This window comes from Roseovarius autotrophicus (assembly GCF_018069895.1).
Taxonomy (GTDB): Bacteria; Pseudomonadota; Alphaproteobacteria; order Rhodobacterales; family Rhodobacteraceae; genus Roseovarius; species Roseovarius autotrophicus.
The window spans coordinates 16,550-39,058 of record NZ_JAGQDH010000015.1 but is presented as its reverse complement, the minus strand read 5'-3'; the positions used below and the strand labels follow the sequence as shown (position 1 = coordinate 39,058).

At 66.6% G+C, this 22,509-nt stretch carries 27 protein-coding genes and 1 tRNA gene; 16 read left to right on the top strand and 12 right to left on the bottom strand.

The annotated features are described in order from the left end of the window. Positions 1-27 precede the first annotated feature (27 nt). Genes KAK09_RS13940 through KAK09_RS13930 form a run of 3 tightly spaced genes read right to left on the bottom strand, consistent with a single transcriptional unit; the run spans position 28 to position 3,864 of the window. The gene (locus tag KAK09_RS13940) at positions 28-2,031 is read right to left on the bottom strand and encodes a dipeptide ABC transporter ATP-binding protein (RefSeq protein WP_210879544.1); all 2,004 of its coding nucleotides are present in this window, start codon (positions 2,029-2,031) and stop codon (positions 28-30) included. A gap of 1 nt (position 2,032) precedes the next feature. Beyond that, positions 2,033-2,908, bottom strand: a complete 876-nt coding sequence (locus KAK09_RS13935; protein ID WP_247651274.1) for an ABC transporter permease — start codon at positions 2,906-2,908, stop codon at positions 2,033-2,035. Then, a complete protein-coding gene (locus KAK09_RS13930) occupies positions 2,905-3,864 on the bottom strand; it encodes an ABC transporter permease (protein ID WP_210879543.1) in 960 nt (319 codons plus the stop codon). Before KAK09_RS13930 ends, KAK09_RS13935 begins: the two co-directional genes overlap by 4 nt. Positions 3,865-4,090: 226 nt before the next feature. On the opposite strand from KAK09_RS13930, the gene KAK09_RS13925 reads away from it, so the two are divergent. Genes KAK09_RS13925 through KAK09_RS13905 form a run of 5 tightly spaced genes read left to right on the top strand, consistent with a single transcriptional unit; the run spans position 4,091 to position 8,960 of the window. Continuing rightward, positions 4,091-5,050 carry a metal ABC transporter solute-binding protein, Zn/Mn family gene (locus KAK09_RS13925; RefSeq protein WP_210879542.1) on the top strand — a complete coding sequence of 320 codons (960 nt, stop codon included), beginning with the start codon at positions 4,091-4,093 and terminating at the stop codon, positions 5,048-5,050. Next, on the top strand, positions 5,047-5,820 hold the full coding sequence (locus KAK09_RS13920) for a metal ABC transporter ATP-binding protein (protein WP_210879541.1): 774 nt from the start codon (positions 5,047-5,049) through the stop codon (positions 5,818-5,820). Before KAK09_RS13925 ends, KAK09_RS13920 begins: the two co-directional genes overlap by 4 nt. A 3-nt stretch (positions 5,821-5,823) precedes the next feature. Next, positions 5,824-7,023 (top strand): metal ABC transporter permease, encoded by a 1,200-nt coding sequence (locus tag KAK09_RS13915; protein ID WP_210879540.1) that lies wholly within the window; start codon positions 5,824-5,826, stop codon positions 7,021-7,023. Then, positions 7,023-7,940: a metal ABC transporter permease gene (locus KAK09_RS13910; protein WP_210879539.1), complete on the top strand. Its 918-nt coding sequence runs from the start codon at positions 7,023-7,025 to the stop codon at positions 7,938-7,940. The genes KAK09_RS13915 and KAK09_RS13910 overlap by 1 nt, the downstream gene beginning before the upstream one ends. Before the next feature lie 57 nt (positions 7,941-7,997). Beyond that, on the top strand, positions 7,998-8,960 hold the full coding sequence (locus KAK09_RS13905) for an acetyl-CoA carboxylase carboxyltransferase subunit alpha (protein ID WP_210879538.1): 963 nt from the start codon (positions 7,998-8,000) through the stop codon (positions 8,958-8,960). A gap of 223 nt (positions 8,961-9,183) precedes the next feature. Here the strand turns inward: KAK09_RS13905 and KAK09_RS13900 are convergent, their stop codons facing one another. Then, a complete protein-coding gene (locus KAK09_RS13900; RefSeq protein ID WP_210879537.1) occupies positions 9,184-9,831 on the bottom strand; it encodes a GntR family transcriptional regulator in 648 nt (215 codons plus the stop codon). Between the two features lie 30 nt (positions 9,832-9,861). Beyond that, positions 9,862-10,551 carry a M48 family metallopeptidase gene (locus KAK09_RS13895; RefSeq protein ID WP_210879536.1) on the bottom strand — a complete coding sequence of 230 codons (690 nt, stop codon included), beginning with the start codon at positions 10,549-10,551 and terminating at the stop codon, positions 9,862-9,864. 112 nt (positions 10,552-10,663) lie between these two features. On the opposite strand from KAK09_RS13895, the gene KAK09_RS13890 reads away from it, so the two are divergent. From KAK09_RS13890 to KAK09_RS13880, 3 genes are all read left to right on the top strand, one after another. Next, positions 10,664-10,987: a TIGR02300 family protein gene (locus KAK09_RS13890; RefSeq protein WP_210879535.1), complete on the top strand. Its 324-nt coding sequence runs from the start codon at positions 10,664-10,666 to the stop codon at positions 10,985-10,987. Between the two features lie 85 nt (positions 10,988-11,072). Then, positions 11,073-11,148 (top strand) — tRNA-Ala (locus KAK09_RS13885). Positions 11,149-11,463: 315 nt separating this feature from the next. Beyond that, positions 11,464-13,128, top strand: coding sequence for an ABC transporter permease (locus KAK09_RS13880; protein ID WP_210879534.1), 1,665 nt, complete (start codon positions 11,464-11,466; stop codon positions 13,126-13,128). A gap of 6 nt (positions 13,129-13,134) precedes the next feature. Here KAK09_RS13880 and KAK09_RS13875 read toward each other — a convergent pair whose 3' ends face one another. Then, positions 13,135-13,740, bottom strand: coding sequence for a flavin reductase family protein (locus tag KAK09_RS13875; RefSeq protein WP_210879572.1), 606 nt, complete (start codon positions 13,738-13,740; stop codon positions 13,135-13,137). 90 nt (positions 13,741-13,830) lie between these two features. Between KAK09_RS13875 and KAK09_RS13870 the strand changes: the two genes are divergently transcribed. Together KAK09_RS13870 and KAK09_RS13865 are read left to right on the top strand one after the other, a co-directional pair. Then, on the top strand, positions 13,831-14,316 hold the full coding sequence (locus KAK09_RS13870; protein WP_210879533.1) for a GNAT family N-acetyltransferase: 486 nt from the start codon (positions 13,831-13,833) through the stop codon (positions 14,314-14,316). A 51-nt stretch (positions 14,317-14,367) separates the two neighbouring features. After that, positions 14,368-15,138: an EcsC family protein gene (locus KAK09_RS13865; protein WP_210879571.1), complete on the top strand. Its 771-nt coding sequence runs from the start codon at positions 14,368-14,370 to the stop codon at positions 15,136-15,138. A 104-nt stretch (positions 15,139-15,242) separates the two neighbouring features. Here the strand turns inward: KAK09_RS13865 and KAK09_RS13860 are convergent, their stop codons facing one another. Next, the gene (locus KAK09_RS13860; RefSeq protein WP_210879532.1) at positions 15,243-16,412 is read right to left on the bottom strand and encodes a MalY/PatB family protein; all 1,170 of its coding nucleotides are present in this window, start codon (positions 16,410-16,412) and stop codon (positions 15,243-15,245) included. A 95-nt stretch (positions 16,413-16,507) separates the two neighbouring features. On the opposite strand from KAK09_RS13860, the gene def (KAK09_RS13855) reads away from it, so the two are divergent. Genes def (KAK09_RS13855) through KAK09_RS13835 form a run of 5 tightly spaced genes read left to right on the top strand, consistent with a single transcriptional unit; the run spans position 16,508 to position 18,965 of the window. Next, positions 16,508-17,026 (top strand): peptide deformylase, encoded by a 519-nt coding sequence (gene def / locus KAK09_RS13855; protein WP_210879531.1) that lies wholly within the window; start codon positions 16,508-16,510, stop codon positions 17,024-17,026. Continuing rightward, positions 17,023-17,511: a peptide deformylase gene (def, locus tag KAK09_RS13850; RefSeq protein ID WP_336244465.1), complete on the top strand. Its 489-nt coding sequence runs from the start codon at positions 17,023-17,025 to the stop codon at positions 17,509-17,511. Before def (KAK09_RS13855) ends, def (KAK09_RS13850) begins: the two co-directional genes overlap by 4 nt. A gap of 58 nt (positions 17,512-17,569) precedes the next feature. Further along, positions 17,570-18,478 carry a methionyl-tRNA formyltransferase gene (fmt, locus tag KAK09_RS13845; protein ID WP_210879530.1) on the top strand — a complete coding sequence of 303 codons (909 nt, stop codon included), beginning with the start codon at positions 17,570-17,572 and terminating at the stop codon, positions 18,476-18,478. A gap of 4 nt (positions 18,479-18,482) precedes the next feature. After that, complete coding sequence (locus KAK09_RS13840) at positions 18,483-18,722, top strand: hypothetical protein (protein ID WP_210879529.1); 240 nt, start codon at positions 18,483-18,485, stop codon at positions 18,720-18,722. 3 nt (positions 18,723-18,725) lie between these two features. After that, positions 18,726-18,965 (top strand): GlsB/YeaQ/YmgE family stress response membrane protein, encoded by a 240-nt coding sequence (locus KAK09_RS13835; RefSeq protein ID WP_210879528.1) that lies wholly within the window; start codon positions 18,726-18,728, stop codon positions 18,963-18,965. Here the strand turns inward: KAK09_RS13835 and KAK09_RS13830 are convergent. From KAK09_RS13830 to ispH, 4 genes are read right to left on the bottom strand one after another with little or no spacing between them, the layout of a single operon-like run. Then, positions 18,898-19,590 carry a trimeric intracellular cation channel family protein gene (locus KAK09_RS13830; protein WP_210879527.1) on the bottom strand — a complete coding sequence of 231 codons (693 nt, stop codon included), beginning with the start codon at positions 19,588-19,590 and terminating at the stop codon, positions 18,898-18,900. The two genes, KAK09_RS13835 and KAK09_RS13830, sit on opposite strands and share 68 nt — an antisense overlap. After that, the gene (gene rnhA, locus KAK09_RS13825; protein WP_210879526.1) at positions 19,587-20,054 is read right to left on the bottom strand and encodes a ribonuclease HI; all 468 of its coding nucleotides are present in this window, start codon (positions 20,052-20,054) and stop codon (positions 19,587-19,589) included. The genes KAK09_RS13830 and rnhA overlap by 4 nt, the downstream gene beginning before the upstream one ends. Beyond that, positions 20,054-20,509 (bottom strand): DUF3429 domain-containing protein, encoded by a 456-nt coding sequence (locus KAK09_RS13820; protein WP_210879525.1) that lies wholly within the window; start codon positions 20,507-20,509, stop codon positions 20,054-20,056. The genes rnhA and KAK09_RS13820 overlap by 1 nt, the downstream gene beginning before the upstream one ends. 29 nt (positions 20,510-20,538) lie before the next feature. Continuing rightward, the gene (ispH, locus tag KAK09_RS13815; RefSeq protein ID WP_210879524.1) at positions 20,539-21,489 is read right to left on the bottom strand and encodes a 4-hydroxy-3-methylbut-2-enyl diphosphate reductase; all 951 of its coding nucleotides are present in this window, start codon (positions 21,487-21,489) and stop codon (positions 20,539-20,541) included. A gap of 186 nt (positions 21,490-21,675) precedes the next feature. On the opposite strand from ispH, the gene KAK09_RS13810 reads away from it, so the two are divergent. After that, positions 21,676-22,062: a c-type cytochrome gene (locus KAK09_RS13810; RefSeq protein ID WP_247651286.1), complete on the top strand. Its 387-nt coding sequence runs from the start codon at positions 21,676-21,678 to the stop codon at positions 22,060-22,062. Here KAK09_RS13810 and KAK09_RS13805 read toward each other — a convergent pair whose 3' ends face one another. Beyond that, positions 22,063-22,509 carry a YqaA family protein gene (locus KAK09_RS13805; protein ID WP_210879522.1) on the bottom strand — a complete coding sequence of 149 codons (447 nt, stop codon included), beginning with the start codon at positions 22,507-22,509 and terminating at the stop codon, positions 22,063-22,065.

Here is a 22,509-nt window from a genome sequence, read left to right as displayed (position 1 = left end):
CGTTCGGGTAAAGCCGGACGCAGGCACTCAGCCCCGCAATTCTTCAATCGGGATATGACAGCGGATAACGTGACCGCCGCCTGCGTCGCGCGCGGGGGGCGTGTCGGTTTCGCAGGTCGATCCGCGCTTCACCGGACAACGCCGCTGGAACGGACAGCCTCGCGCCGGCGGGGCCAGTTCCACCCCATCCTCTGCCAGAAGGCGGGGCACATGATCGGGATCGGGGGCAAGCACCGCGCCCAGCAGCACCTCTGTATAGGGGTGGTTGGGCGCGCCATAGACCGCCGCCGCCGGTCCCGTCTCGCAGATGCGCCCCTGATAGAGCACCGCCACCCGATCCGAGAGCGCGCGTACCACCGTCAGATCATGGCTCACGAAGATGAAGGCAGTGCCATGGCGCGCCTTGAGATCGTTGAGCAGCTCCAGCACGGCGGCCTGTACCGAGACATCGAGCGCCGAGGTGATCTCGTCGCAAAGAACCACTTCCGGCTCTGCGGCAAAGGCGCGCGCGACCGCCACGCGCTGTTTCTCGCCGCCTGAGAGCTGACCGGGGCGACGGTCCAGGTAATGCGCCCCGAGCCGGACCGTTTCGAGAAGTTCCACCGCGCGATCCTGAAGCGTCTGCCCCCTCAGCCCGAAATAGAGCCGCAGCGGCTGCGCGAGGATATCGCCCACCGATTGACGCGGGTTGAGGCTCTCGTCGGGGTTCTGGAAAATCATCTGGATATGGCGCAACTCCTCCGGGCGGCGCCGCTCCACCGCGCCCGAGAGCCGCGTTCCGTCGCCAAGCGCGATCTCTCCGGAGTCGGGCGGCAACAGTCCTGCAATGGCGCGCAGGATGGTGGATTTCCCGCTGCCCGATTCCCCCACAAGGCCAAGCGTTTCGCCGCGTCGCAGGTCGAACGTGATCCCTGCGACTGTGGCTGGCGGCAGGGCCGCGCCAGTCAGTCGCGCCAGCAATCCGGGCCGGTCATATCGCACGGACAGGCCCTCTATCGCCAGGGCGCAGGGGCTGTCCGTTGCGCAAGGGGGGGGCTCGCGACCCGCGTCGCGCTCAGCTACCTTGCCGGGAAAAAGACAGCGCGCGGCCTGCCCGTCGCCGGTCCTGGCCATATCGGGCCGCTCGGTGTGGCACGCCTCGGTGGCCAGTGCGCAGCGCGGAGCAAAGGCGCAACCCGTGCGCGCCATGTCCGGCGTGGGCGGGCGCCCATCGAGCGCACGCGGCAACCCCTTCGCTCCCAACCGGGGGATCGCTGCCAGAAGGGCGGCGGCATAGGGATGGGCGGGCGCGCGCAGCACCGCGCGTGCAGGACCCGTCAGCACTGTCTCGCCCGCATAGAGCACCTGCACCCGGTCGCAGACCCGCGCGATCACGCCCAGATCGTGACTGACATAGACCATGGCCATGTCCCGCTCCCGCGCCAGATCGCGCAGTAGGTCGAGGATATGCGCCTGCGTGGTGACATCGAGGCCCGTCGTCGGCTCATCGAGCAACAGCGCATCCGGCTCGCCCGCCATAGCCATGGCAATCGCCACCCGCTGTTGCTGCCCGCCCGACAGTTCATGCGGATAGCGTCGCAGGATGGTCTCGGGATCGGGCAGGCGGACCTGCTGCAAGAGGTGACAGGCGCGCGCGTGATGGGTGGCCGGGTCGTGGTCGCAATGCAGGTGCAGTGCCTCGGCGATCTGCGTGCCGATCCGTTGCGTTGGTGTCAGCGACTGCCCGGAATTCTGCGGGATGAGCCCCAATTGCCCGCCGCGAATGCGCGCCAGTTCGGTGGCGGGGCGGTCGAACATGTCCTTGCCGTCATAGATTACCTCGCCCGATAGCCGTTGCAGCCCGTGACGCAGATAGCCCATGGCCGCGAGTGCCAGCGTGCTCTTGCCCGATCCGCTCTCGCCCACGATGCCAAGGCTCTCGCCCCGGCACACGCTGAGGTTGACCTCGTGCAGCACCGGCAGAATTGCGCCCGCGCGGCTGCGGAAGCCAATGCAAAGCTTGCGGATATCAAGAAGCGGGGGGGCTGTCATTTCAGATCACCGCCTTGCGGCTGCGGTCAAGGCCAAGCGTCTTGGCCAGTGCATCGGCGGTGAGGTTGATGCCGATGATCAGCGTCGAGAGCGCCAGCACTGGCGCGATCACTCCCCAGGGCGCCAGCGACATGTAAACCCGCGCATCGGAAATCATCAGCCCCCAGTCCGGGCGCGGCGGTGCCACGCCAAAGCCGAGGAACGAAAGCGCCGAAAATCCGAGCAGCATCCAGGACCAGCGCATCGCGCCCTCGACCAGAAGCGTGTCGGTCACATTGGGCAGGATCTCGCGCCGCACGATATCAAAGGGCCGGTGCCCGCGCGCCCGCGCCGCCGAGACGAAATCGCGCGCCACCACTTCATGCGCGGCGGCGCGCGCCACCCGTATCACCGGAATACCGAAGAAAAACGCGAGCGTCGGCAAGAGCACCTCGCCGCCGGTGCCGAACACGGTGATCAGCACCAGAAGCGGCAGGATGCCGGGCAGGGCAAGGAACGCATCCACCACCCGCATAGCCACCTCGTCGGGCCAGCCGCCGCGCAGGCCCAGCCAGACGCCGGTCAGCCCGCCCCAGAGCATCGCCACCGGCGTTGCGATGCCGGTGATCACCAGCGCCTCGCGCCCGCCCAGCATCACGCGGCTGAGCACGTCGCGCCCCAGATGATCCGTGCCCAGCCAATGCGCCGCCGACGGTTCCGCCAGCGTGAGCGTGGCCGCCATCGCCTTGTAATCATAAGGAACAATCAACGGACTGAAGATCGCCATCAGCGCATGAAGCGTCACCAGTGTCACGCCGATCGCGCCCGAGGGCCGCGCCATGACCTCGCGCAACAGCGTTCCCGCGCGCATCCTGCGGGTGGCGGCCAGCGCGCTCATCGCCGCCGCGCCTGATGGCTGCGCAGACGCGGGTTGAGCATCAGACTCAACAGATCCGCCACGAGATTCACGGCCACATAGGTCGCCGCCACGATCATCGTGATCGCCTGCACCACCGGCAGATCGCGGCTGGAAATCGCGTCGATCAGCAATCGCCCGAGACCGGGATAGTTGAACACCACCTCCACCACCACGACCCCGCCAAGCAGCCAGGCCACGGTAAGCGCGATCACGTTGATCGCGGGTAGAAGCGCATTGGGAAGCGCATGGCGGAACACGATCCGCCAATAGGGCACGCCCTTGAGCGTGGCCATCTGCACATAGTCGCTTGCCATCGTCTCGATCACCGATGCACGGATCATCCGCATGACATGGGCAATCATCAGCATGGTTAGCACCGTCGAGGCGAGGATGAATTCGGGGAAGAATTCGAGCGGCGGCGCATCGGCGGGGGTCAGCACGATCGCAGGTACCCAGCCCAGCCAGATTGCGAAGATGAGGATAAGGAGCGTGGCGGCGACGAACTCCGGGATCGTCATGGCCAGGATCGCACCGGTGGAAAACAGAAGGTCCGGCCAGCGATCGCGCGTCAGCCCCGCCACAACGCCCAGCGAGATCGCCAACGGGATACCGACGCTAAGCGCGCCCGCCGCCAGCAGGAGTGAGTTGCGCACCCGATAGCCAACCATCTGCGCGATGCTCTCGTGCCCGCTTGCGGACATGCCGAAATTGCCCTGCATCACGCCCGCCGCCCAGCCCAGATAGCGGTCGAGCGCGGGCGTTTCGAGGCCAAGCGCCTTGCGGCAGGCGTCGAGCGCCTCGCCATGGGCGTCGCGTTCGAGAATTGCGGTGCAGGCATCGCCGGGAAGCGCCTCAACGCCCAGAAAGATGATCACGGAGACAAGCCAGACGGTCACAAGACCGAGCGCCAGCCGTCGTGCGATCACCCCAATCATGGATTCTCCCCGCTTTGGTCCCTCTGAGGGTGTGTTTCACGGCGAGCCTAGACCAGCCTTGGCGGTTCCGTCGAGAAAAGCTTTCATGTCTTTGCGCGGACGCCTGTCACATTCCCGTGCTGGTAAGCACGCCATCTTGCACATGAGAATAAGTTGCAATCCACTTGACGAAATTGAGAACGACTCGCATATTCATCTCGTGACCTGTTACACAAAGGCATCCGACATGGACCTGACCCGCCGCCATCTGCTTGCTCTTGCTGCTGCCTTCGCGGGCGCGCAGGCGGCGCGCGCGGGCACCGCCCCTATGAACGTCGTCACCACCACCGGCATGATCGCCGATACCGTCCGCGTGATCGGCGGCGATGCGGTCACGGTGCGCGCCCTGATGGGGCCGGGGATTGACCCGCATTCCTTTCGCCAGACCCGCAGCGATATAGTGGCCCTTACCCGCGCCGATCTGGTGCTCTGGCATGGTCTTTACCTTGAAGCGCAGATGGAGGAGTTCCTTGCCCGCCTCGCCGCGCGTCAACCCGTTGTCGCCGTGGGTGAGGCCGTGCCAGAAAGTCTGCGCATCGCCCATCCTGATTACGAGGGGCGCTTCGATCCGCATGTGTGGATGGTGCCCGATCTCTGGCGGCATGTGGCCGACGGCATTGCCGTCGCACTTGCCGAGGCGCGGCCCGACGCGGCGCGGGATATCGCCCGCAACGCTCGTGCGTTCCGCGCAGATCTCGACCGACTCGGCATCTATGCCACCGAGACGCTCGCCACGATCCCGCCCGAGGCGCGTGTGCTGGTCACGGCCCATGATGCCTTCGGTTACTTCGGGCGCGCTTACGGGTTCCAGGTCGAGGGAATTCAGGGCATTTCCACCGAATCCGAGGCCGGTCTGGCACGCATCCGCGATCTGGTAGAACTGCTCGTCGCGCGCGGAATCCGTGCCGTCTTTGTCGAAAGCACCGTGCCCGACCGCAATATCCGCGCCCTGATCGAAGGGGCTGCGGCGCGCGGCCACGAGGTCCGCATCGGCGGCGAGCTTTTTTCCGACGCCATGGGCCAGCCCGGCACTTACGAAGGCACCTATACGGGCATGATCGACCATAATATAACCACCATTGCCCGCGCCCTTGGCGGGCAGGCGCCGCAGCGTGGCCTGAACGGTTGGCTGGCGGCAGAGGGATGACCATGGCGCTTGAACTGGTGCGCGACAAGCCGATTGACCAGAGCCCGCTGGCCATTCGCGGCCTCACCGTTTCCTATGGCGAGAAACCGGCGGTGTTTTCCGTCGATGTCAGCTTTCGGGCGGGGCAGATGACCGCCATCGTCGGCCCCAATGGCGCGGGGAAATCGACGCTTCTCAAGGCTGCGCTTGGCATCCTGCACCCGCTCTCGGGGCAGGTCACGGCCTTTGGCGCGCCGCTTGACCGGGTGCGCGCCCGCATCGCCTATGTGCCGCAGCGTGCCAGCGTGGACTGGGAATTCCCGGCCCGCGTGATCGACGTGGTGATGATGGGGCTTTATCGCGATTTGGGCCTTCTGGGCCATATCCGCGCCCGCCACCGCGCCCGCGCGATGGAAAGCCTTGCCCGCGTCGGCATGGAGGGTTTTGCCAGCCGCCAGATCGGGCAGCTTTCGGGCGGGCAGCAACAGCGCGTGTTTCTTGCCCGCGCGCTGGTGCAGGGCGCTGATCTCTACCTTCTGGACGAGCCGTTCGCCGGGGTCGATGCCGCCACCGAGCGCGCCATCATCGGTGTGCTCAAGGGCTTGCGCGACGACGGCAGAACGGTGGTTGCCGTTCATCACGATCTGGCCACCGTGCCTGCCTATTTCGACCGCGCCTTTCTCCTCAACATCACCGCCATCGCCGAGGGGCCGGTGGCCGAGGTGATGACCGAGGCCAACCTGCGCGCGGCCTATGGCGGGCGGCTGGGGCCAGCCCAACAGGCGGTCTAGACGATGCTCTGGCAGGCGCTGGGCCTCGGGCTGGGCTATAACGCCACGCTGGTCACATTGGGCGCGGCGATGCTCGGGATCGCGGCGGGCGCGACGGGTGTGTTTCTCTACCTTGCGCGCCGCGCGCTCGTGAGCGACGCCATCGGCCACGCCACCCTTCCCGGCGTTGTGGCCGGGTTTCTGGTGATGGTTGCGTTTGGCGGTGAGGGGCGGTTCCTGCCGGGTCTGATGCTGGGCGCGGCGCTCTCGGCGGGGCTGGGCCTTGCCTGCGTGTCCTGGCTCACGGCGCGCACGCGACTGCATGAGGATGCCGCCATCGGCGCGGTGCTTTCGGTGTTTTTCGGGGCGGGTGTCGTGCTTCTGACTGTGGTGCAGGTTCTGGAAACCGGGCGGCAGGCGGGGCTGGAAACCTTCCTTCTGGGCGCGACCGCCGGAATGCTGCGCGCCGAGGCGCTGAGCATCGCGGCGGGCGGGGCGGCGGTTCTGGCCTTGGTGGTGCTGCTGCGCCGTCCGATGGTTCTGGTGGCGTTTGACCCCGAACACGCGGCGGGACAGGGGATCAACCTGCGCGCGGTCGATCTGGCGATGATGGGGCTGGCGCTGGCGATCACCGTGGTAGGGCTCAAGGTGGTGGGCGTGGTTCTCATCGTGGCGCTGCTGATCATCCCCCCGGTCGCGGCGCGGCTCTGGTCAGAGCGCGTGGGCACGGTGGTGCTGCTGGCAGGGGGGATTGGCGGACTTTCGGGCTATTTCGGGGCTGCGCTTTCGGCCACCGCGCCGGACCTTCCCACAGGACCGCTCATCGTGCTGGCAAGTTTTGCGCTTTTCACCTTTTCGCTGCTGTTCGCGCCCGCGCGCGGCGTGGTGGCGGCGGGGCTGCGGCATTGGCGGTTTCAACGGCGGGTGCACCTTCGGCAAGGGCTGCTGGCGCTGGCCTCCGGGCAGCCGGTCTATGAGCCGTTGACACTGCGCCTGATGCGCGGTCGGGGTCTTGTGCGCCCCGATGGGGTGGCGACGGACAAGGGGCGCGCCTGGGCCGCGCGCGCGCGGCTCGACGAACGGCGCTGGCACATGCTGCGCAGCCTGCCCGAGTTCGAGGCCGCCGCCGCCCGCCATGACGGGCTGAGCCCCTTGTCAGAGGTGCTGACCCCCGATCAGATTGCCGCGCTTGATCACCATCTCGGGCCGGAAGGGGCGCTGTGATGGGGGCGGAATTCGTCATGCTTTCGCTCACGCCTCTCGTGATCGGCGTGCTTGCGGCCCTTGCTTGCGCACTTCCGGGAAATTTCCTGCTGCTCCGGCGTCAGGCGCTTATCGGCGACGCGATCAGCCATGTTGTGCTGCCGGGCATCGTAGTGGCCTTTCTGCTCTCCGGTCGGGTGGCGGCGGTGCCGATGATGCTGGGCGCGGGCGGTGCGGCGCTCGTCTCGGTGGCCCTCATCGAGGTGATCCGGCGGTTGGGGCGGATCGAGCCGGGCGCGGCAATGGGCGTGGTCTTTACCGCCATGTTCGCAGGGGGTGTGCTGCTTCTGGAACAAAGCGCCGCCTCGGGCGTGCATCTCGATGTGCAGCACGCGCTTTACGGCAATCTCGAAAGCCTGATCTGGCTTGATGGCGATGGCTGGGGGGCGCTTCTCGACGGTCAGGCGCTCAGCGGCCTGCCGCCGGAACTGACGCGCATGGCCGTGGTCGCCCTTGCCGTGGTGCTTTTTACCGCTGTCTTCTGGCGGGCATTGGTGATCGCGACCTTCGACGAGGGTTTTGCGCGCACCCTCGGCCTGCCGGTGCGCGCGCTCTCGCTCGCGCTGGTGGCGGTGGCGGCCATGGCGGCGGTGGCGGCGTTCGATGCTGTCGGCTCGATCATCGTCATAGCCATGTTCATCTGCCCCCCCGCCGCCGCGCGGCTGATGACCGACCGCATGGGCGGGCAGGTTGCGTGGAGCGTCGGGTTCGCAACGCTTTCGGCCATCCTTGGCTATGTTCTGGCGGGCTATGGGCCGCTCTGGCTTGGCTATGAGAGCGCGGTCAGCGCGGCGGGTATGATCGCGACGGTTTCGGGCGTGATCCTCGCGCTGGCGGCCCTTGCCGGTCCGAGGCGGCGGGGCATTGCCCCGATGTGATTGCAAATCGTGCGGCGTCGCGCCATATAGCGGGGCGTTCAGACGGAAGGCCGCGCAATGACCCATTACCTCGATTTCGAGAAACCGCTTGCCGAGATCGAAGGCAAGGCCGAGGAGTTGCGTGCGATTGCCCGCACCAATCGCGAGACCGATGTGGAGGAAGAGGCGCGCGCACTTGATGTCAAGGCGGCCACGCTTCTGCGCGACCTCTACAAATCGCTGACGCCCTGGCGCAAATGCCAGGTCGCCCGCCATCCCGACCGTCCCCATTGCCGCGACTACATCGGGGCACTCTTTACAGAATACACACCGCTCGCGGGCGACCGTGCCTTTGGTGAGGATGAGGCGGTCATGGGCGGGCTCGCGCGCTTCAACGACCGGCCGGTGATGGTGATCGGCCATGAGAAGGGCCATGACACAAAGTCGCGCCTGACCCATAATTTCGGCATGGCCCGACCCGAGGGCTATCGCAAGGCGGTGCGGCTGATGCAGATGGCCGACCGTTTCGGTCTGCCGGTGGTGACGCTGGTGGACACGCCCGGCGCCTATCCCGGCAAGGGAGCCGAGGAGCGCGGACAGTCCGAGGCCATCGCGCGCGCCACCGAGACCTGCCTGAGCCTTGGCGTGCCGCTGGTCTCGGTCATCATCGGCGAGGGCGGATCGGGCGGTGCGGTGGCCTTCGCCAGCGCCAATCGGGTGGCGATGCTGGAACATTCGGTCTATTCGGTGATCTCGCCCGAGGGTTGCGCCTCGATCTTGTGGAAGGATGCCGAGAAGATGCGTGAGGCCGCCGAGGCGCTGCGCCTGACCGCGCAGGACCTCATCAAGCTTGGCGTGGCCGACCGCATCATCGACGAGCCTTTGGGCGGCGCACATCGCGACCGCGCTGCCACCATCGCCGCCGTGGGCAAGGCCATCTCGGCAATGTTGAGCGAACTGTCCGCCAAGGACCGCGCGGCCCTGATCCGCGACCGGCGCCAGAAATTCCTCGGATTGGGCGCCAAAGGGCTGGCAGCGTAACGGCACGATCGCGCGGATCGCGCCTTTCGTGACCGGGATCAAACAGGCAAGCGCGGGTTGCCCCTGTGCAGCGTCATGCCCACCCCGGGCTTGCCCCGAGGTCTTGTCGATCAGGCACAGAGGATCCAGGGCTAGCCAGGGACGGGTATTCCCAGGTCAATGCGACATGCTCTAGCCAAGCCAAGGTTCAGAAGCTCCTGTTCTGAACGTCCGGTTCGGCCTCTCATCCCGCCAGCATTCGCAAACCCTGAGTTACGTCAGAGCGCACGGCAAGGCGCAGCCCCGGCTCGTCGCCCGCCTTGAGCGCCGCGATGATCAGGCGGTGAAAATGCGGCGGATCCTTCCTGCGCAAACGCCCATAGAGCGCCCGCATGGAGGGGCCCAGTTGCAGCCACACGGTTTCTGCCATGGCCAGCATCGCCGGGGCCTGCGCGCGCAGATAGAGTGTACGGTGAAATTCGAGGTTGCGCCGGATATAGGCCACCGCATCCTGATGGACGATATCCTCGGCGATTCGCGCATTGATGCTCTGAAGCCGGTCGATAAGCGCCATATGCGCGCGCGGCAGGGCGCGGCTTGCAAGTTCCACCTCCAGCAGCGAGCGCAGCGCCGCCAGTTCCTCTATCCGCTCGTTGCTCAGTTCCGGTGTCGAGACGCGGCCCGAGCTTGACAATGTCAGCGCCCCCTCCGCCGACAGCCGCCGCAGCGCCTCGCGCGCGGGGGTCATCGACACCCCGTATTCTGCGGCTAAACCGCGCAGCGTCAGCGCCTGACCGGGGGCAATTTCGCCATGCATGATTCGAGAGCGGAGGCCGCGATAGACGCGGTCATGGGCCATTGGGACGGGATCGGTACGGGGCGAGCTCAACATGTCCTCATGTGATCACAAATCCGCGGCCGGTCAATCGAAACGATAGCGATGCAATCCCGCCCCTTCGCGCCGCAGCCAGCCGCGCGGTGCGTCATAGCCGGGACAAAGCCGCGCCACCAGCGACCAGAAGGCGGGCGAATGGTTCATCTCGGCCAGGTGTGCCACCTCATGCGCAGCCACATAATCCAGTACCTCGGGCGGCGCGAGGATAAGCCGCCAGGAATAGCTGAGCGCGCCCTTCGACGAGCACGATCCCCATCGCGAACGCGTGTCGCGCAGGGTGATCCGCGTAAAGGACAGCCCAAGCCGCGCCGCGTAGTGATCAGAGGCCGCCGCCAGCCGGTCGCGCGCCTGCGTGCGCAGCCACGCCTCGAGCCGTCGCGCGAGCACCGCTTCGGGGCCGGGCACATGGGCGATCCCCTCGCCAAGCACGACCTGCCGCCCGGCCCCCTGCACGATTCGCCGCGCCAGACCTTCGATCGGCAGCACCGCGCCCGGCATCACCATCACCGCATCGGGCCGCGCCGCCAGATGTCCGCGCAGCCACTCGGCCTTGGTGTGCGCGAATCCGAGTGCCTCGGCCTCGGTCACGCCTCGAGGCACGGTCAGCGTCACCTGGCCGTCCAGCCCGGAGACGCGCAGCGATATCCGCCGCGCCCGCGCGCTCTTGCGCAGGGTCACGGTCACCGGGGGGTTGCCGGGAAGAAGATGTTGGCCCATATGACCTCCGAAACGCAGCGCAGCGACGTCTTTCCGCAAAGCCTTTGACAGTCCATCAAGGTTATGGCAGGGGAGCCGGATTGCGTGCAAGAGAGTCGAAAGAGGAACATCAATGCCCAAGGAAGAATGGGGCGTCAAGCGCGTCTGCCCGACGACTGGCAAGCGTTTCTACGACCTGAACAAAACCCCGATCATCAGCCCCTATACCGGCGAGGTGGTCGAGCTTGCCACCGGCAAGATGCGTTCCATGACGCCCGACGCCGAGGATGCCGTGACCAAGAAGCTCAGGGTAGCCACCGTGAACGACGATACCGATCTGATCGATGAAGACGATGCGGTGGATGTCGAACTCGACGATGATCTGCTCGATGATGACGAGGACGATGACGTCTCGCTCGACGACATCGCTGATGTGGCCGCCGACGACGAGTTGTAATGTGACGGGGGCGGGATTTTCCTCTTGATCCCGCTCGCCGCTTTGTCTAATCAGCGGCGCACGGTCCGGAACGGGCCAGCATAACGGGGCCTTAGCTCAGCTGGGAGAGCGCTTGCATGGCATGCAAGAGGTCAGGGGTTCGATCCCCCTAGGCTCCACCAAATATCCAGGCAATATGAATGCGTCAGCAGGGCATCTTTCGGATGGCCTTCGCAGTTCCGGCCGCCGTGGCGTCCTGGCCCAACCCTGACCTCTCCGTGTGGCTCTGATGGTGTGGCCGTCCTCGTTCATGGGTCAATGCAGACCTCCCTTGGCACATTGCTATCGTCGAGGGGCGGTCACATCATCAAAGCCCTGCGAGGGTTCCGTTCGCCTTGACAGCGCCGAGAGCAGTTGGCAGACCGGGCCGACCGTTATGGCCAGGGTCGCCTTCCATCCGGACAAAGACCCGCCAACAAGACCGGAGCGCCGTTTCCATGAGCGAACGCCTACTCCACCGCCTGTCATGGGTCGTCGTCGCCCTGTGCCTGGCGCCCATTGTCGCGGCGGTTCTGGCGGCGCTGGCGGGGGATTTGGAGACCTGGCGCACCGTTCTGGCAACGGTGCTGCCGCGCTACACGTTCAACACACTGAAACTGGTGGTGATCGTGGGATTATCCACGGCGATCATCGGCGCGCTCACCGCCTGGCTGGTGACCGTGTATCGTTTTCCGGGCGTGCGGGTGCTGGAAGTGGCGCTTGCGCTGCCGCTGGCCTTTCCGGCCTATGTCATGGCCTATGCCTATACCCATATGCTCGACCATCCCGGCCCCGTGCAGACCGCCCTGCGCGCGCTCACGGGCTGGGGGCCGCGGGATTACTGGTTTCCCGAGGTGCGCAGCCTTGGCGGTGCGGCGCTGATGCTGACCATCGTGCTTTACCCTTATGTGTATCTGCTGGCGCGCGCCTCGTTCCGACAGCAATCGGCCAATGCCTTTCTGGTGGCCCGCACGCTTGGACGTTCGCCTGCCTATGCGTTTCGCCGTGTGGCCCTGCCGATGGCGCGGCCCGCGATTGCCGGTGGCGCGCTTCTGGCGATCATGGAGACGATCGCCGATTTCGGTACGGTCGCGTTTTTCAACGTTCAGACCTTTGCCACCGGCATCTATCAGGCGTGGTTCAGCCTCGGCGATCGGGCGGCGGCGGCGCAACTGGCACTGTGCCTGCTGAGTTTCGCGCTGCTTCTGGCGGGGCTTGAGCGGGCGAGCCGGGGCCGGATGCGCACCGCCGGGCGCGGCGCGCGGTTCGAGACGATGGAGCGCCCGCGCCTCACCGGGCTGGCGGCACTGGGCGCGTTCACTGTCTGCTTTCTGCCGGTGTTGCTGGGGTTTGTCCTGCCGGTGATCATGCTGGGCGTGATGGCGGTGGGATCGGGGCAGGACCTGCTGTCTCCGCGCTACCTTGGTTTCATGTCGAATTCGCTGACGCTGGCCGCCGTCGCCTCGGTGCTGACGGTGCTGGGCGCCATCCTCGTGGGTTTTCGCGCCCGCACGCGGCCGGGCCGCACCTCTCGCTGGCTCGTGCTTGGGGCGGGGCTGGGCTATGCCGTGCCGGGCGGCGTGATCGCGGTAGGGCTGATGGTGCCGATGGCGGCCTTCGACAATGCGCTTGACGCCTTCATGCGCGAAACCTTCGGCATTCGCACCGGCCTTCTCGTCACCGGATCCATCTGGCTTATGGTGATGGCCTATGTGGTGCGCTTCATGGCGGCCGCACTTAACGCCTATGACAGCGGCATGGCGACAGTGCCGCTGCATCTCGATGCGATCGGGCGCTCGCTGGGGCAGCCGGGACCGCGGCTGCTGGCGCGGGTGCATCTGCCGGTGGCGCGGGCCTCGGTGCTGACGGCGCTGCTGATCGTGTTTGTCGATGTGATGAAGGAATTGCCGGCCACGCTGATCCTGCATCCGTTCAATTTCCAGACACTCGCGGTGCAGGCGCATCGGCTTGCTGCCGACGAGCGCCTGGCCGAGGCGGCAGTTCCGTCCCTTGTCCTGGTGGGCTTTGGCCTCGTACCGGTGCTGATCCTGTGCCGGACGCTGGGGCGCGAGGGGCCGGGACGGCGCGCGGCCAGGCTCGGCGCGGCGATCTCGACCGGCTGAGGGGCGCTATTCGCCGGGCCGTTTCAGGCTGAAGGTCTCTCGGATGACGGCGTAATCCTTGTAGCCAAGCCGCGAGAGCGGGTAGAAACGGGTCACGTCGAAAATCCCGTCCACCAGGCAGTCGTCGCGTAGATGCACGCCGGTGACCTCGCCGAATACCACGAAATTGGCCTCTCCCGGCAGTTGCACGACCTGTGTCAGCCGACATTCGAGGGCCGCCGGCGCGGCGGCGACGCGGGAACAGGCGATGGTTTCGCATTCCGCCTTCTCGATCCCGGCGTCGGTGAACTCGTCCACCTCGCGATCCCATGCGCCCGAGGTGCGGTTCATGGCATCGGTCAGCGCCTCGCTGACGATATTGACACAGAACACACCCGTTTCGCGGATATTGGCGACGCTGTCCTTGGTGTCGCTGCGATCGGGCTTGGCCGAGGTCGAGGCGAACATCACTTGCGGCGGCACATAGGCCACGGCGTTGAAGAACGAATAGGGCGCAAGATTGTCGCGGCCGTCGGTCCCGCGCGAAGAAATCCAGCCGATGGGCCGTGGTGTGACCACCGCGTTGAAGGGGTTGTGCGGCAGGCCGTGGCCGTCCTCGGGGCGGTAGAACATGCGCATCTCCATGGGCTTATCCGGTTTGTGCCAGAGCTAACGCCGTGTTAGGCGCTTGGCCAGTCGAATCTCGGGAGACGCGGGCGGGTCATGTTCGAACTTGGGCAGGAGGGGCCTGCCGATTACTGGGAGGTTGAGGCACTCTATGACCTCTGTTTCGCGCCGGGGCGCGAGGCGCTCTCGTCCTACAGGCTGCGCGACGGGGTGCCGCCTGTGGCCGGGCTTTGCCTCGTGGCGCGGGATGCGGATGGAACGCTCGCGGGCGCGATCCGCTACTGGCCGGTGCGGGTGGGCGGCGCAGAGGCGCTGCTTCTGGGGCCGGTCGCGGTGCATCCCACCCATCAGGGCGAGGGATTGGGCGCGTGGCTCATCCGCGAGAGCGTGGAACGGGCGCGGGGCCTTGGCTGGGCGCGGGTGATGCTGGTGGGCGACGCGCCTTATTACGGGCGCTTCGGGTTCACGCGACTCGATGCGGTCGAGATGCCACCGCCGACCAATCCGGCGCGGGTGCTGGGGCTGGCGCTTGTTCCCGGCGGGTGGGACGGGATCGCGGGGGCGGTGACGCGGGCGGCTTGAAATCGGGTGCGCGCGCGGTCATCTCTGGAAAGTTCGAGCGAGGGCGAGGCGATGGAATTACTGGGCAAACCGCCGGACAGGACCGCTTTTGACGCGCGGCTCGACGCGCTTGTGGCGCGCAATGCGCGCGCAAGCGGCGGGGCGATGGAGGTTCTGAACCTCATTGGCACGCAGGCCGAAGGGCTGCTTGACCGGCTGCCGACCGAGGTGCGCACGCGCATTGGCGCGGTGACAGAGCGCGCGCTTTTCCACGCGGCAGAGGAGGCGCATGGCACGCGCAGCACGCTGCCTGATCTGCCGGGCTGGCGTGTCCGGCTTCTGACCACGGCGATGGGGGCGGCGGGGGGCATGGGCGGCCTGCCCACGGCGCTGGCGGAATTGCCGGTGACGGTAACGGTGCTCTTGCGCGCCATTCAGGACGTGGCCGCCGATCACGGGTTCGACCCGTCCGAGCCAGGGGTGCGGTTCGATTCCATCGAGGTTTTCGGCAGCGCGGGGCCGCTGGCCAGTGATGACGGGGCCAATCTGGGCCTCATTGGCACGCGGGTGACGTTGACCGGCGCGGCGCTGCGGGCGCTGATTGCGCGGGTGGCGCCCCGGCTTGCGACGGTGTTGGGCCAAAAGCTTGCGGCGCAGACCGTGCCGGTTCTGGGGGCGGCGGCAGGGGCGGCCGCAAATTATGCCTATACCCGCTATTATCAGGACATGGCGCAGGTGCATTTCGGCCTGCGCCGTCTGGCCATCGACGCCGACCGCGACATGGGCGAGATGGTCGCGCTCTTCCGCGAGCGGGCGGGGGAGGGGCGTGTGACGCAAGGCTAGCGGGGTATGTGACGCCGGCCATAAACGCGTGTCATCCTCCGGCTTGACCGGAGGATCCCGTGATCCAAAGGTCCTCGGGTCAGGCCCGAGGACGACGCGCGCGGTTACTGCAAATCCGCGAACGCCGTTTGCAACCGCGCCACCGCCTCGGCCACCCGCGCGCGCGGCGTGGCGATGTTGAAGCGCAAAAAGCTTTCGCCGCCGGTGCCGAAAGTGGGGCCGTGGTTCACGCAGATGCGTGCCTCTTGCTCGACTCGGCGGGTGAACTCGGCGGCGTCCATGCCGGTGCCGGAGAAATCCACCCAGGCCAGATAGGTGGCTTCAAGCGGCATGGATGCGAGTCCCGGTATGGCATTCACGCCCGCATCGAACAGCGCGCGGTTGCCGTCGAGATAGGCGCAGAGCGCATCGACCCATGCCGCGCCCTCGGGCGAATAGGCGGCCTCGGCCATGGCGAGACCGAAGGAGTTGGGCGACACCCCGAGTGCCGCCATCCGCGTGGCAAAACGCGCCCGCAGGCCCTCGTCGGGGATGATGACATTGCCCAGATGCGCGCCCGCGATGTTGAAGGTCTTGGTGGTGGCCGTCATCATCACCAGCCGGTCCGCGATCCCGTCAATATGGGCCATCGGGACATGGCGCTGGCCGGGCATCAACAGGTCATGGTGGATCTCGTCGGAGACAAGGATCAGGTCGTGGCGGCGGGCAAACTCGGCCACGCCCTGCAATTCCTCGCGGTGCCAGACGCGCCCGCCGGGATTGTGCGGCGAGCACAGGATCACCATGCGCTCGGAGCCGGTCATCGCCGCGTCATAAGCGTCAAAATCCATCTCGTAGCGGCCCGCGTTGTTCACGAGCGGGCATTCGCGCACCTCGCGTCCCGCCGCGCGGATCACGCGGGCGAAGGCGTGATAGACGGGGGTGAAGATCACCACGGCGTCGCCCGGCGCGGTGAAGGCATCGACGCAAAGCCCGGTGCCGTTGACAAGGCCATGGGTGGTGAAGATCGCGCCCGGCTCCACCTGCCAGCCGTGGCGTTCGGCCATCCACCACCGGATCGCGGCGCGATAGCCCGTATCGTCACCGTAATATCCGTAGATCCCGTGATCGGTCATTGCGCGCAACGCCGCCGTGACGCAGGCGGGCGGGCGGAAATCCATGTCGGCCACCCACATGGCGATCCCGTCCTCGGGCGAGATGCCGTATTTGGCCTCCATCATGTCCCATTTATCCGAATGGGTGCCGCGCCGCTCGATGATCTCGTCGAAATCCATGGGTGCCTCCTGCCCGTGTTAGGGTGCAGGCTAGCCGAACCGGCGTCAGGCGCAACCCCGTTGCACCAGCCCCAGCGATCGCCTAAATCAGCGCCATGAAACGGCCCATCCTCATCCACCCCGATCCGCGCCTCAAGAAGGTCTGCGCGCCGGTGACCGAGATCACCGATGAACTGCGCACGCTTGCGAGGGACATGCTCGAGACCATGTATGACGCGCCCGGCATTGGTCTTGCCGCGCCGCAGGTGGGGGCGCTTACGCGGCTCATCGTGCTTGATTGCGTGAAAGAAGAGCATGAGACCCCGCGCCCCATCGTCATGGTCAACCCCGAGGTGGTGACGGCCTCGGAGGAGATGAACGTCTATGAAGAGGGATGCCTGTCGATCCCCGAGCAATATGCCGAGGTGACACGGCCCGCCGAGGTGGAGGTGCGCTGGACCGGGATCGACGGGGCCGAGCATCGCGAGGGCTTTGGCGGGCTTTGGGCGACCTGTGTGCAGCACGAGATTGACCACCTCAACGGCAAGCTGTTCATAGATTATCTTGGCGCGATGCGGCGGCAGCTTATAACCAGGCGGATGGTAAAGCTCAAGCGCGAGCAGGCGCGCGCGTGAGGGCGGTGCTGCGTTGGCCCGATGTGCGGCTGCGCATGGCGGCTGAGCCGGTGGCGGAGATCACCGATGCGGTGCGCGCGCTCTGGGATGAGATGATCGCGGTGATGGAGGCGATGCCGGGGGTGGGCCTTGCGGCGGTGCAGCTTGGCGAGATGCAGCGCCTTGCCGTGGTGGATGCGAGCGAGGCGCGCGGTCAGGCGGTGCGCATGGCCAATCCCGAGATCCTTCATGCCAGCATCGCGTTGCGCGGCCACGAGGAGGTAAGCCCCTGCCTGCCCGGCGTCTCGGCGGTGATCGAGCGGCCCCGCGCGGTGACGGTTCGGTATCTGAATGCGGCGGGTGAGGTCGAGGAGCGCGATTTCGTCGGCCTCTGGGCCACATCGGTGCAGCATCAGATCGACCATCTGGCGGGGCGGATGTATTTCGATCGGCTGAGCCGGGTCAAGCGCGACATGCTTCTGCGCCGCGCGCGCAAGGCGGGCTGAGGGCGGTGCCCGTGGCGCGGTCGGATTCGAGTATTTGAGGAACAGTGAAGGGGCAGCGATGCGCGTGATCTTCATGGGGACGCCCGACTTCTCGGTGCCGGTGCTCGATGCGCTGGTGGCGGCAGGGCATGAGGTGGCGGCAGTCTATTGCCAGCCGCCCCGGCCCGCGGGGCGCGGCAAGAAGGACCGCCCCAGCCCGGTGCAGGCGCGGGCCGAGGCGCTGGGGCTGATGGTGCGTCATCCGGAGAGTTTGAAAGGGGCTGAAGAGCAGGCGGAGTTTGCCGCGCTCGGTGCCGATGTGGCGGTGGTGGTAGCCTACGGACTCATTCTGCCGCAAGCGGTTCTCGAAGCGCCACAGATGGGATGTCTCAACATTCACGCCTCGCTTTTGCCACGCTGGCGCGGCGCGGCGCCCATCCATCGTGCGATCATGGCGGGGGATGCGGAAACGGGTGTGTGCATCATGGCGATGGAGGCGGGGCTTGATACCGGGCCGGTTCTGTTGCGCGAGGCGGTGCGGATCGGCGAGACCGAGACGACTGGGGCGTTGCATGACCGGCTCGCGAGCGTGGGCGCGCGGCTCATTGTCGAGGCGCTGGCACGGCTGCCGGATCTGGTGCCCGAACCGCAGCCCGAGGCGGGCGTCACCTATGCCGCCAAGATCGACAAGGCCGAGGCGCGGATCGACTGGACACGCCGTGCGGTAGAGGTGGATCGGCAAATCCGGGGTCTCTCGCCCTTTCCCGGTGCCTGGTTCGAGGTGGCGGGCGAGCGCGTCAAGGTGCTGGCCTCGTGCCTTGGCACAGGCGCGGGCGCGCCGGGTGAGGTGCTGGATGCGGCCCCTGCCGTGGCCTGTGGCACGGGTGCGGTGCGGCTTTTGCGCTTGCAACGGGCCGGGCGCGCGGCGCAGGATGCGCCCGGGTTCCTGCGCGGCATGACGCTTGCGCCGGGCACGCGGTTGGGGTGAGGCGATGTTCCTGCAACTCTTCGGCACGGTGGTGATCGCGGGGATCGTCGGCTATGCCAGCGAAAAGAGCGGGTTCACCCGCAATGGCTATCTTCCCTCGATCATCATCTGCGTTGGCGGGGCGTTCCTGTTCTATTTCATCCGCATCATGTTCGGCATCCGCTTCGGCGCACCAGGGGTGGATGCGATCCTGTCGTCGGTTGGCGCGCTGATCATCGTGCCGACCGATTGGCGGCGGAGGTAGGGCATGGGCATCATCGGGCTGCTCATCGTAGGCATTGCGGCGGGGTTTCTCGCCACGCGGCTGATGCGGGTGGAGATGGGGGTGGTGCCCACGATCCTCATTGGCATCGCCGGGGCGTTGATCGGCGCGGTGGTGATCCGCATGGTGCTGATGATCACCGGGCTTCTGGGCGGGCTCATCGGCGCTGTTCTGGGGACGATGCTGCTTGTTTACCTGTGGAAGCTGGTGGGCGAGCGGCGCTAGCCTGGGTCCGGGGCGGGCGGGGCCGATAGACCGGCAATTGCCAGCCGAAGGTGAGCGACCCTGCGCGCAAGGCCCATGTCAGCACCGCACAGGTGCCGAGGATGACGAGCGGTTCGGTCGTCAGTTGCGCGGCGATCACCGCGCCCGTGGCACCCGTAAAGGCGGCGGTGACGTAAAGCTCGCCGCGTTTGAGCACCAGCGGCACCTCACCCACCACCACATCGCGCATCAGCCCGCCCATGCAGCCCGTGACCATCCCCATCAACACCACGATCACCGCGCCCTGGCCGGTGGCCATGGCGGCGCTGACACCGGCGGGCACGGCGACGGCAAGCGCGAAACTGTCAAGCCACAGAAGCCAGCGATAGCGGCTTTCGACCAGATGCGCGGTGAAGAAGACCAGCAGGGCGGCGGTGCAGCCGATCAGGATATAGGCTGGATTGGCCAGCCAGAACACCGGGTTGCGATCAAGCAGTACATCGCGCAGGGTGCCGCCGCCCACGGCCGTGAGGCAGGCGAGAAAGGCAAAGCCAACGATGTCGAGTTGGCGACGCGAGGCGACAAGCGCGCCGGTCAGCGCAAAAATCGCCACCGAGGCGTGATCGAGCAGCGCAAGCAGGGTCATGGCCCGGCCCTTGCAGGCTTGAAAGGCGTCATGCCTGCGCGGGCCAGTTCATCCGCGCGCTCGTTCTCGGGGTGGCCCGCGTGGCCCTTGACCCATTGCCACGTCACGTCGTGGCGGAGTTGCGCCGCATCGAGCCGCTGCCAGAGATCGGCGTTCTTCACGGGCTTCTTCGCGGCGGTTCTCCAGCCGTTCTTCTTCCAGCCGTGGATCCACCCGGTCACGCCGTTCTTCACATAGGCGCTGTCGGTGACGATGGTGATGGCCGAGGGGCGCGAGAGCGTCTCGAGCGCCATGATCGCGGCCATGAGTTCCATCCGGTTGTTGGTGGTCTGCGCCTCGCCGCCCTTGAGGTCGCGAGTCTTCACCACGGTGTCGCCGTCGCGGGCCTGCATCAGCACCCCCCAGCCGCCGGGGCCGGGATTGCCGGAGCACGCCCCGTCGGTATAGGCGATAAGTGTGGGCATCAGGCGAAAACTCCGATGGCGAGACAGGCGATCACCACGACGCTGAGCATAATGCGTAGCGGCATCCACCATGGCGGGGCAAGCCCTTGCCGGGCGAATTGCAGATCCAGTAGCAACAGCCCCGCAAAACCGAAGATAAGATTGATCCCCGCCGATTGCGGCCCGCCGCCGGTCATGAAGAACGCCCAGAGGGCGGGAAGGACCGACAGCGCATAGCCCGTGGCGGCGCGGGGGCCGCTGGCCTTGGTGGCAAAGCCCCAGAGCACACCGGACATGAACGACAGGATCACCGCGCCGTAGAACAGCATGACATAAGGTCCTGCGAAACGCGGTCCGATGGTCTGTGCCGTCCAGAGACCGAGATCGGGCAGCAGCACGGTCAGCGCCCCCCAGAGAAAGGGCAAAAGGCCGGCAAGGCCAAGGATCAGGGGCGCGCGGGGGATGGTGTGGAACATGGGAATGAGTATTTCCGGAACGGTGAAGATCAGGCGGGCACTCGCAACACGCGCGGCACCTTGAACTCGACGTTTTCCTGTGCGGTTTCGATCACCTCGACGGTGACGTCATAGCGGGCGCGGAAGGCGTCGATCACCTCGTTGACCAGCACCTCGGGGGCAGAGGCCCCTGCCGTGATGCCAATGCTGCGGATACCGTCGAGTGCGCGCCAGTCGATGTCGGTGGCGCGTTGCACAAGCTGGGCATAGGCGCAGCCCGCGCGCGCGCCGACCTCGACCAGACGTCTGGAGTTGGAGGAATTGGGCGCGCCCACCACGAGCATCGCCTGGGCCTTTTCGGCCATCGCCTTGACCGCCTCTTGGCGGTTGGTGGTGGCGTAGCAAATGTCTTCCTTGTGCGGGCCGACAATGGCCGGGAAGCGCGCCTTAAGGGTCGCGACCACCTCGGCGGTGTCATCGATCGAGAGGGTGGTTTGCGTGACGAACGCGAGGCGCGCGGGGTCGCGCACGGCGAGCCGCGCCACATCCGCAGGCGTTTCCACCAAGAGCACCTCGCCCGGTGGCAACTGTCCCATCGTCCCTACCGTCTCGGGGTGGCCTGCATGGCCGATCATCACGATCTGCAACCCGTTCTCATGGTGGCGTTCTGCCTCGATATGCACTTTGGACACAAGCGGGCAGGTGGCATCGACATAGAGCATCTGGCGCGCCGCCGCCTCTGCCGGGACCGATTTGGGCACGCCATGGGCGGAAAAGATCACCGGGCGGTCGGTGGGGCAATCATCGAGTTCCTCGACAAATACCGCCCCCTTGGCGCGCAGGTCGTCCACGACGAATTTGTTGTGCACGATCTCGTGGCGCACATAGACCGGCGCGCCCCATTTCGCCAGCGCCATTTCCACGATCTTGATGGCGCGGTCCACACCGGCGCAAAAGCCGCGCGGCGCGGCGAGGTAGAGGGTGAGGGGGGGCTTGGTCATCGCGCGTCTCCTGATCGGGGATAGAGGTAAGGCAGCGGGGGCGTGGCGTAAAGGCTGGGGTGCGGTGCTGCGACATTTGCCGGGATTGACCTTCCGGCGGGGGAAGGCGCCATGAGCGGGGACAACAAGGAGGCGAGGATGCGATATCTGACGGCGGTGGTGCTGGCGCTCGGGGGCGCTGCGGCAATGGCGGGCGAGGCGCGCCTGCCCTGGCAGGATGCAGAGGTGGTGGCGCTTGGCGCGATGGTCTATGAGGCGGAATGCGCCGTGTGCCACGGGGCGAATCTCGAGGGGCAGCCCGACTGGAAAAGCCGCGACGCAGACGGCTATCTGCCGGCGCCGCCCCATGACGCCTCGGGCCATACCTGGCACCATCCCGATGCGCAGCTTCTCGATATTCTGCGGCGCGGCACGGAGGCGGTCGTGGGACTGGGCTATCGCAGCCGGATGCCGGGCTACAAGGGTCGGTTGACAGAGGCCGAGATGCGTGCCGTGCTGGCCTATATCAAATCCACCTGGCCGCGCCGGGTGATCGAGATACACGAGGAGATCAACCGCAACGCGGGTGGCTGATCACGCGCCCGCCTGCACCGTGATCCAGGCAAGGACAAGGTAGCGTCCGGTTTTCGCGACGGCGACAAGCGCGACGAAAAGCCATACCGGCGTGCGCATGATCCCCGCCACCACGGTGAACCCGTCGCCAAGCGGGGCCCAGCTCATCAGGAGTGTCCAGACGCCCCAGCGGGCATACCAGTCCTGCGCGCGTTCAAGCTGCGCTTCGGTCACGGGAAACCAGCGGCGGTGGCGGAAACGCTCGATCCCGCGGCCCATGACATAGTTGACCACCGAGCCAAGCGTGTTGCCCACCGACGCAACGATCAGCAGCGCAGGCAGCGACACGGTGCCCGCCACCTGAAGGGCGATGAAGACTATCTCGGACTGGAACGGCAGCAGGGTCGCCGCGCCAAAGGCAGCGGCGAAGAGCCCGACAAGCTGTCCGATGACAATCGCGTCCGGCAT

What these genes read in the sequence shown, in the direction of transcription:
- KAK09_RS13940 (WP_210879544.1), bottom strand. Translation starts at nt 2,031, where the DNA reads ATGACAGCCCCCCCGCTTCTTGATATCCGCAAGCTTTGCATTGGCTTC.
- KAK09_RS13935 (WP_247651274.1), bottom strand. Translation starts at nt 2,908, where the DNA reads ATGAGCGCGCTGGCCGCCACCCGCAGGATGCGCGCGGGAACGCTGTTG.
- KAK09_RS13930 (WP_210879543.1), bottom strand. Translation starts at nt 3,864, where the DNA reads ATGATTGGGGTGATCGCACGACGGCTGGCGCTCGGTCTTGTGACCGTC.
- KAK09_RS13925 (WP_210879542.1), top strand. Translation starts at nt 4,091, where the DNA reads ATGGACCTGACCCGCCGCCATCTGCTTGCTCTTGCTGCTGCCTTCGCG.
- KAK09_RS13920 (WP_210879541.1), top strand. Translation starts at nt 5,047, where the DNA reads ATGACCATGGCGCTTGAACTGGTGCGCGACAAGCCGATTGACCAGAGC.
- KAK09_RS13915 (WP_210879540.1), top strand. Translation starts at nt 5,824, where the DNA reads ATGCTCTGGCAGGCGCTGGGCCTCGGGCTGGGCTATAACGCCACGCTG.
- KAK09_RS13910 (WP_210879539.1), top strand. Translation starts at nt 7,023, where the DNA reads ATGGGGGCGGAATTCGTCATGCTTTCGCTCACGCCTCTCGTGATCGGC.
- KAK09_RS13905 (WP_210879538.1), top strand. Translation starts at nt 7,998, where the DNA reads ATGACCCATTACCTCGATTTCGAGAAACCGCTTGCCGAGATCGAAGGC.
- KAK09_RS13900 (WP_210879537.1), bottom strand. Translation starts at nt 9,831, where the DNA reads ATGTTGAGCTCGCCCCGTACCGATCCCGTCCCAATGGCCCATGACCGC.
- KAK09_RS13895 (WP_210879536.1), bottom strand. Translation starts at nt 10,551, where the DNA reads ATGGGCCAACATCTTCTTCCCGGCAACCCCCCGGTGACCGTGACCCTG.
- KAK09_RS13890 (WP_210879535.1), top strand. Translation starts at nt 10,664, where the DNA reads ATGCCCAAGGAAGAATGGGGCGTCAAGCGCGTCTGCCCGACGACTGGC.
- KAK09_RS13880 (WP_210879534.1), top strand. Translation starts at nt 11,464, where the DNA reads ATGAGCGAACGCCTACTCCACCGCCTGTCATGGGTCGTCGTCGCCCTG.
- KAK09_RS13875 (WP_210879572.1), bottom strand. Translation starts at nt 13,740, where the DNA reads ATGTTCTACCGCCCCGAGGACGGCCACGGCCTGCCGCACAACCCCTTC.
- KAK09_RS13870 (WP_210879533.1), top strand. Translation starts at nt 13,831, where the DNA reads ATGTTCGAACTTGGGCAGGAGGGGCCTGCCGATTACTGGGAGGTTGAG.
- KAK09_RS13865 (WP_210879571.1), top strand. Translation starts at nt 14,368, where the DNA reads ATGGAATTACTGGGCAAACCGCCGGACAGGACCGCTTTTGACGCGCGG.
- KAK09_RS13860 (WP_210879532.1), bottom strand. Translation starts at nt 16,412, where the DNA reads ATGGATTTCGACGAGATCATCGAGCGGCGCGGCACCCATTCGGATAAA.
- def (WP_210879531.1), top strand. Translation starts at nt 16,508, where the DNA reads ATGAAACGGCCCATCCTCATCCACCCCGATCCGCGCCTCAAGAAGGTC.
- fmt (WP_210879530.1), top strand. Translation starts at nt 17,570, where the DNA reads ATGCGCGTGATCTTCATGGGGACGCCCGACTTCTCGGTGCCGGTGCTC.
- KAK09_RS13840 (WP_210879529.1), top strand. Translation starts at nt 18,483, where the DNA reads ATGTTCCTGCAACTCTTCGGCACGGTGGTGATCGCGGGGATCGTCGGC.
- KAK09_RS13835 (WP_210879528.1), top strand. Translation starts at nt 18,726, where the DNA reads ATGGGCATCATCGGGCTGCTCATCGTAGGCATTGCGGCGGGGTTTCTC.
- KAK09_RS13830 (WP_210879527.1), bottom strand. Translation starts at nt 19,590, where the DNA reads ATGACCCTGCTTGCGCTGCTCGATCACGCCTCGGTGGCGATTTTTGCG.
- rnhA (WP_210879526.1), bottom strand. Translation starts at nt 20,054, where the DNA reads ATGCCCACACTTATCGCCTATACCGACGGGGCGTGCTCCGGCAATCCC.
- KAK09_RS13820 (WP_210879525.1), bottom strand. Translation starts at nt 20,509, where the DNA reads ATGTTCCACACCATCCCCCGCGCGCCCCTGATCCTTGGCCTTGCCGGC.
- ispH (WP_210879524.1), bottom strand. Translation starts at nt 21,489, where the DNA reads ATGACCAAGCCCCCCCTCACCCTCTACCTCGCCGCGCCGCGCGGCTTT.
- KAK09_RS13810 (WP_247651286.1), top strand. Translation starts at nt 21,676, where the DNA reads ATGGCGGGCGAGGCGCGCCTGCCCTGGCAGGATGCAGAGGTGGTGGCG.
- KAK09_RS13805 (WP_210879522.1), bottom strand. Translation starts at nt 22,509, where the DNA reads ATGCCGGACGCGATTGTCATCGGACAGCTTGTCGGGCTCTTCGCCGCT.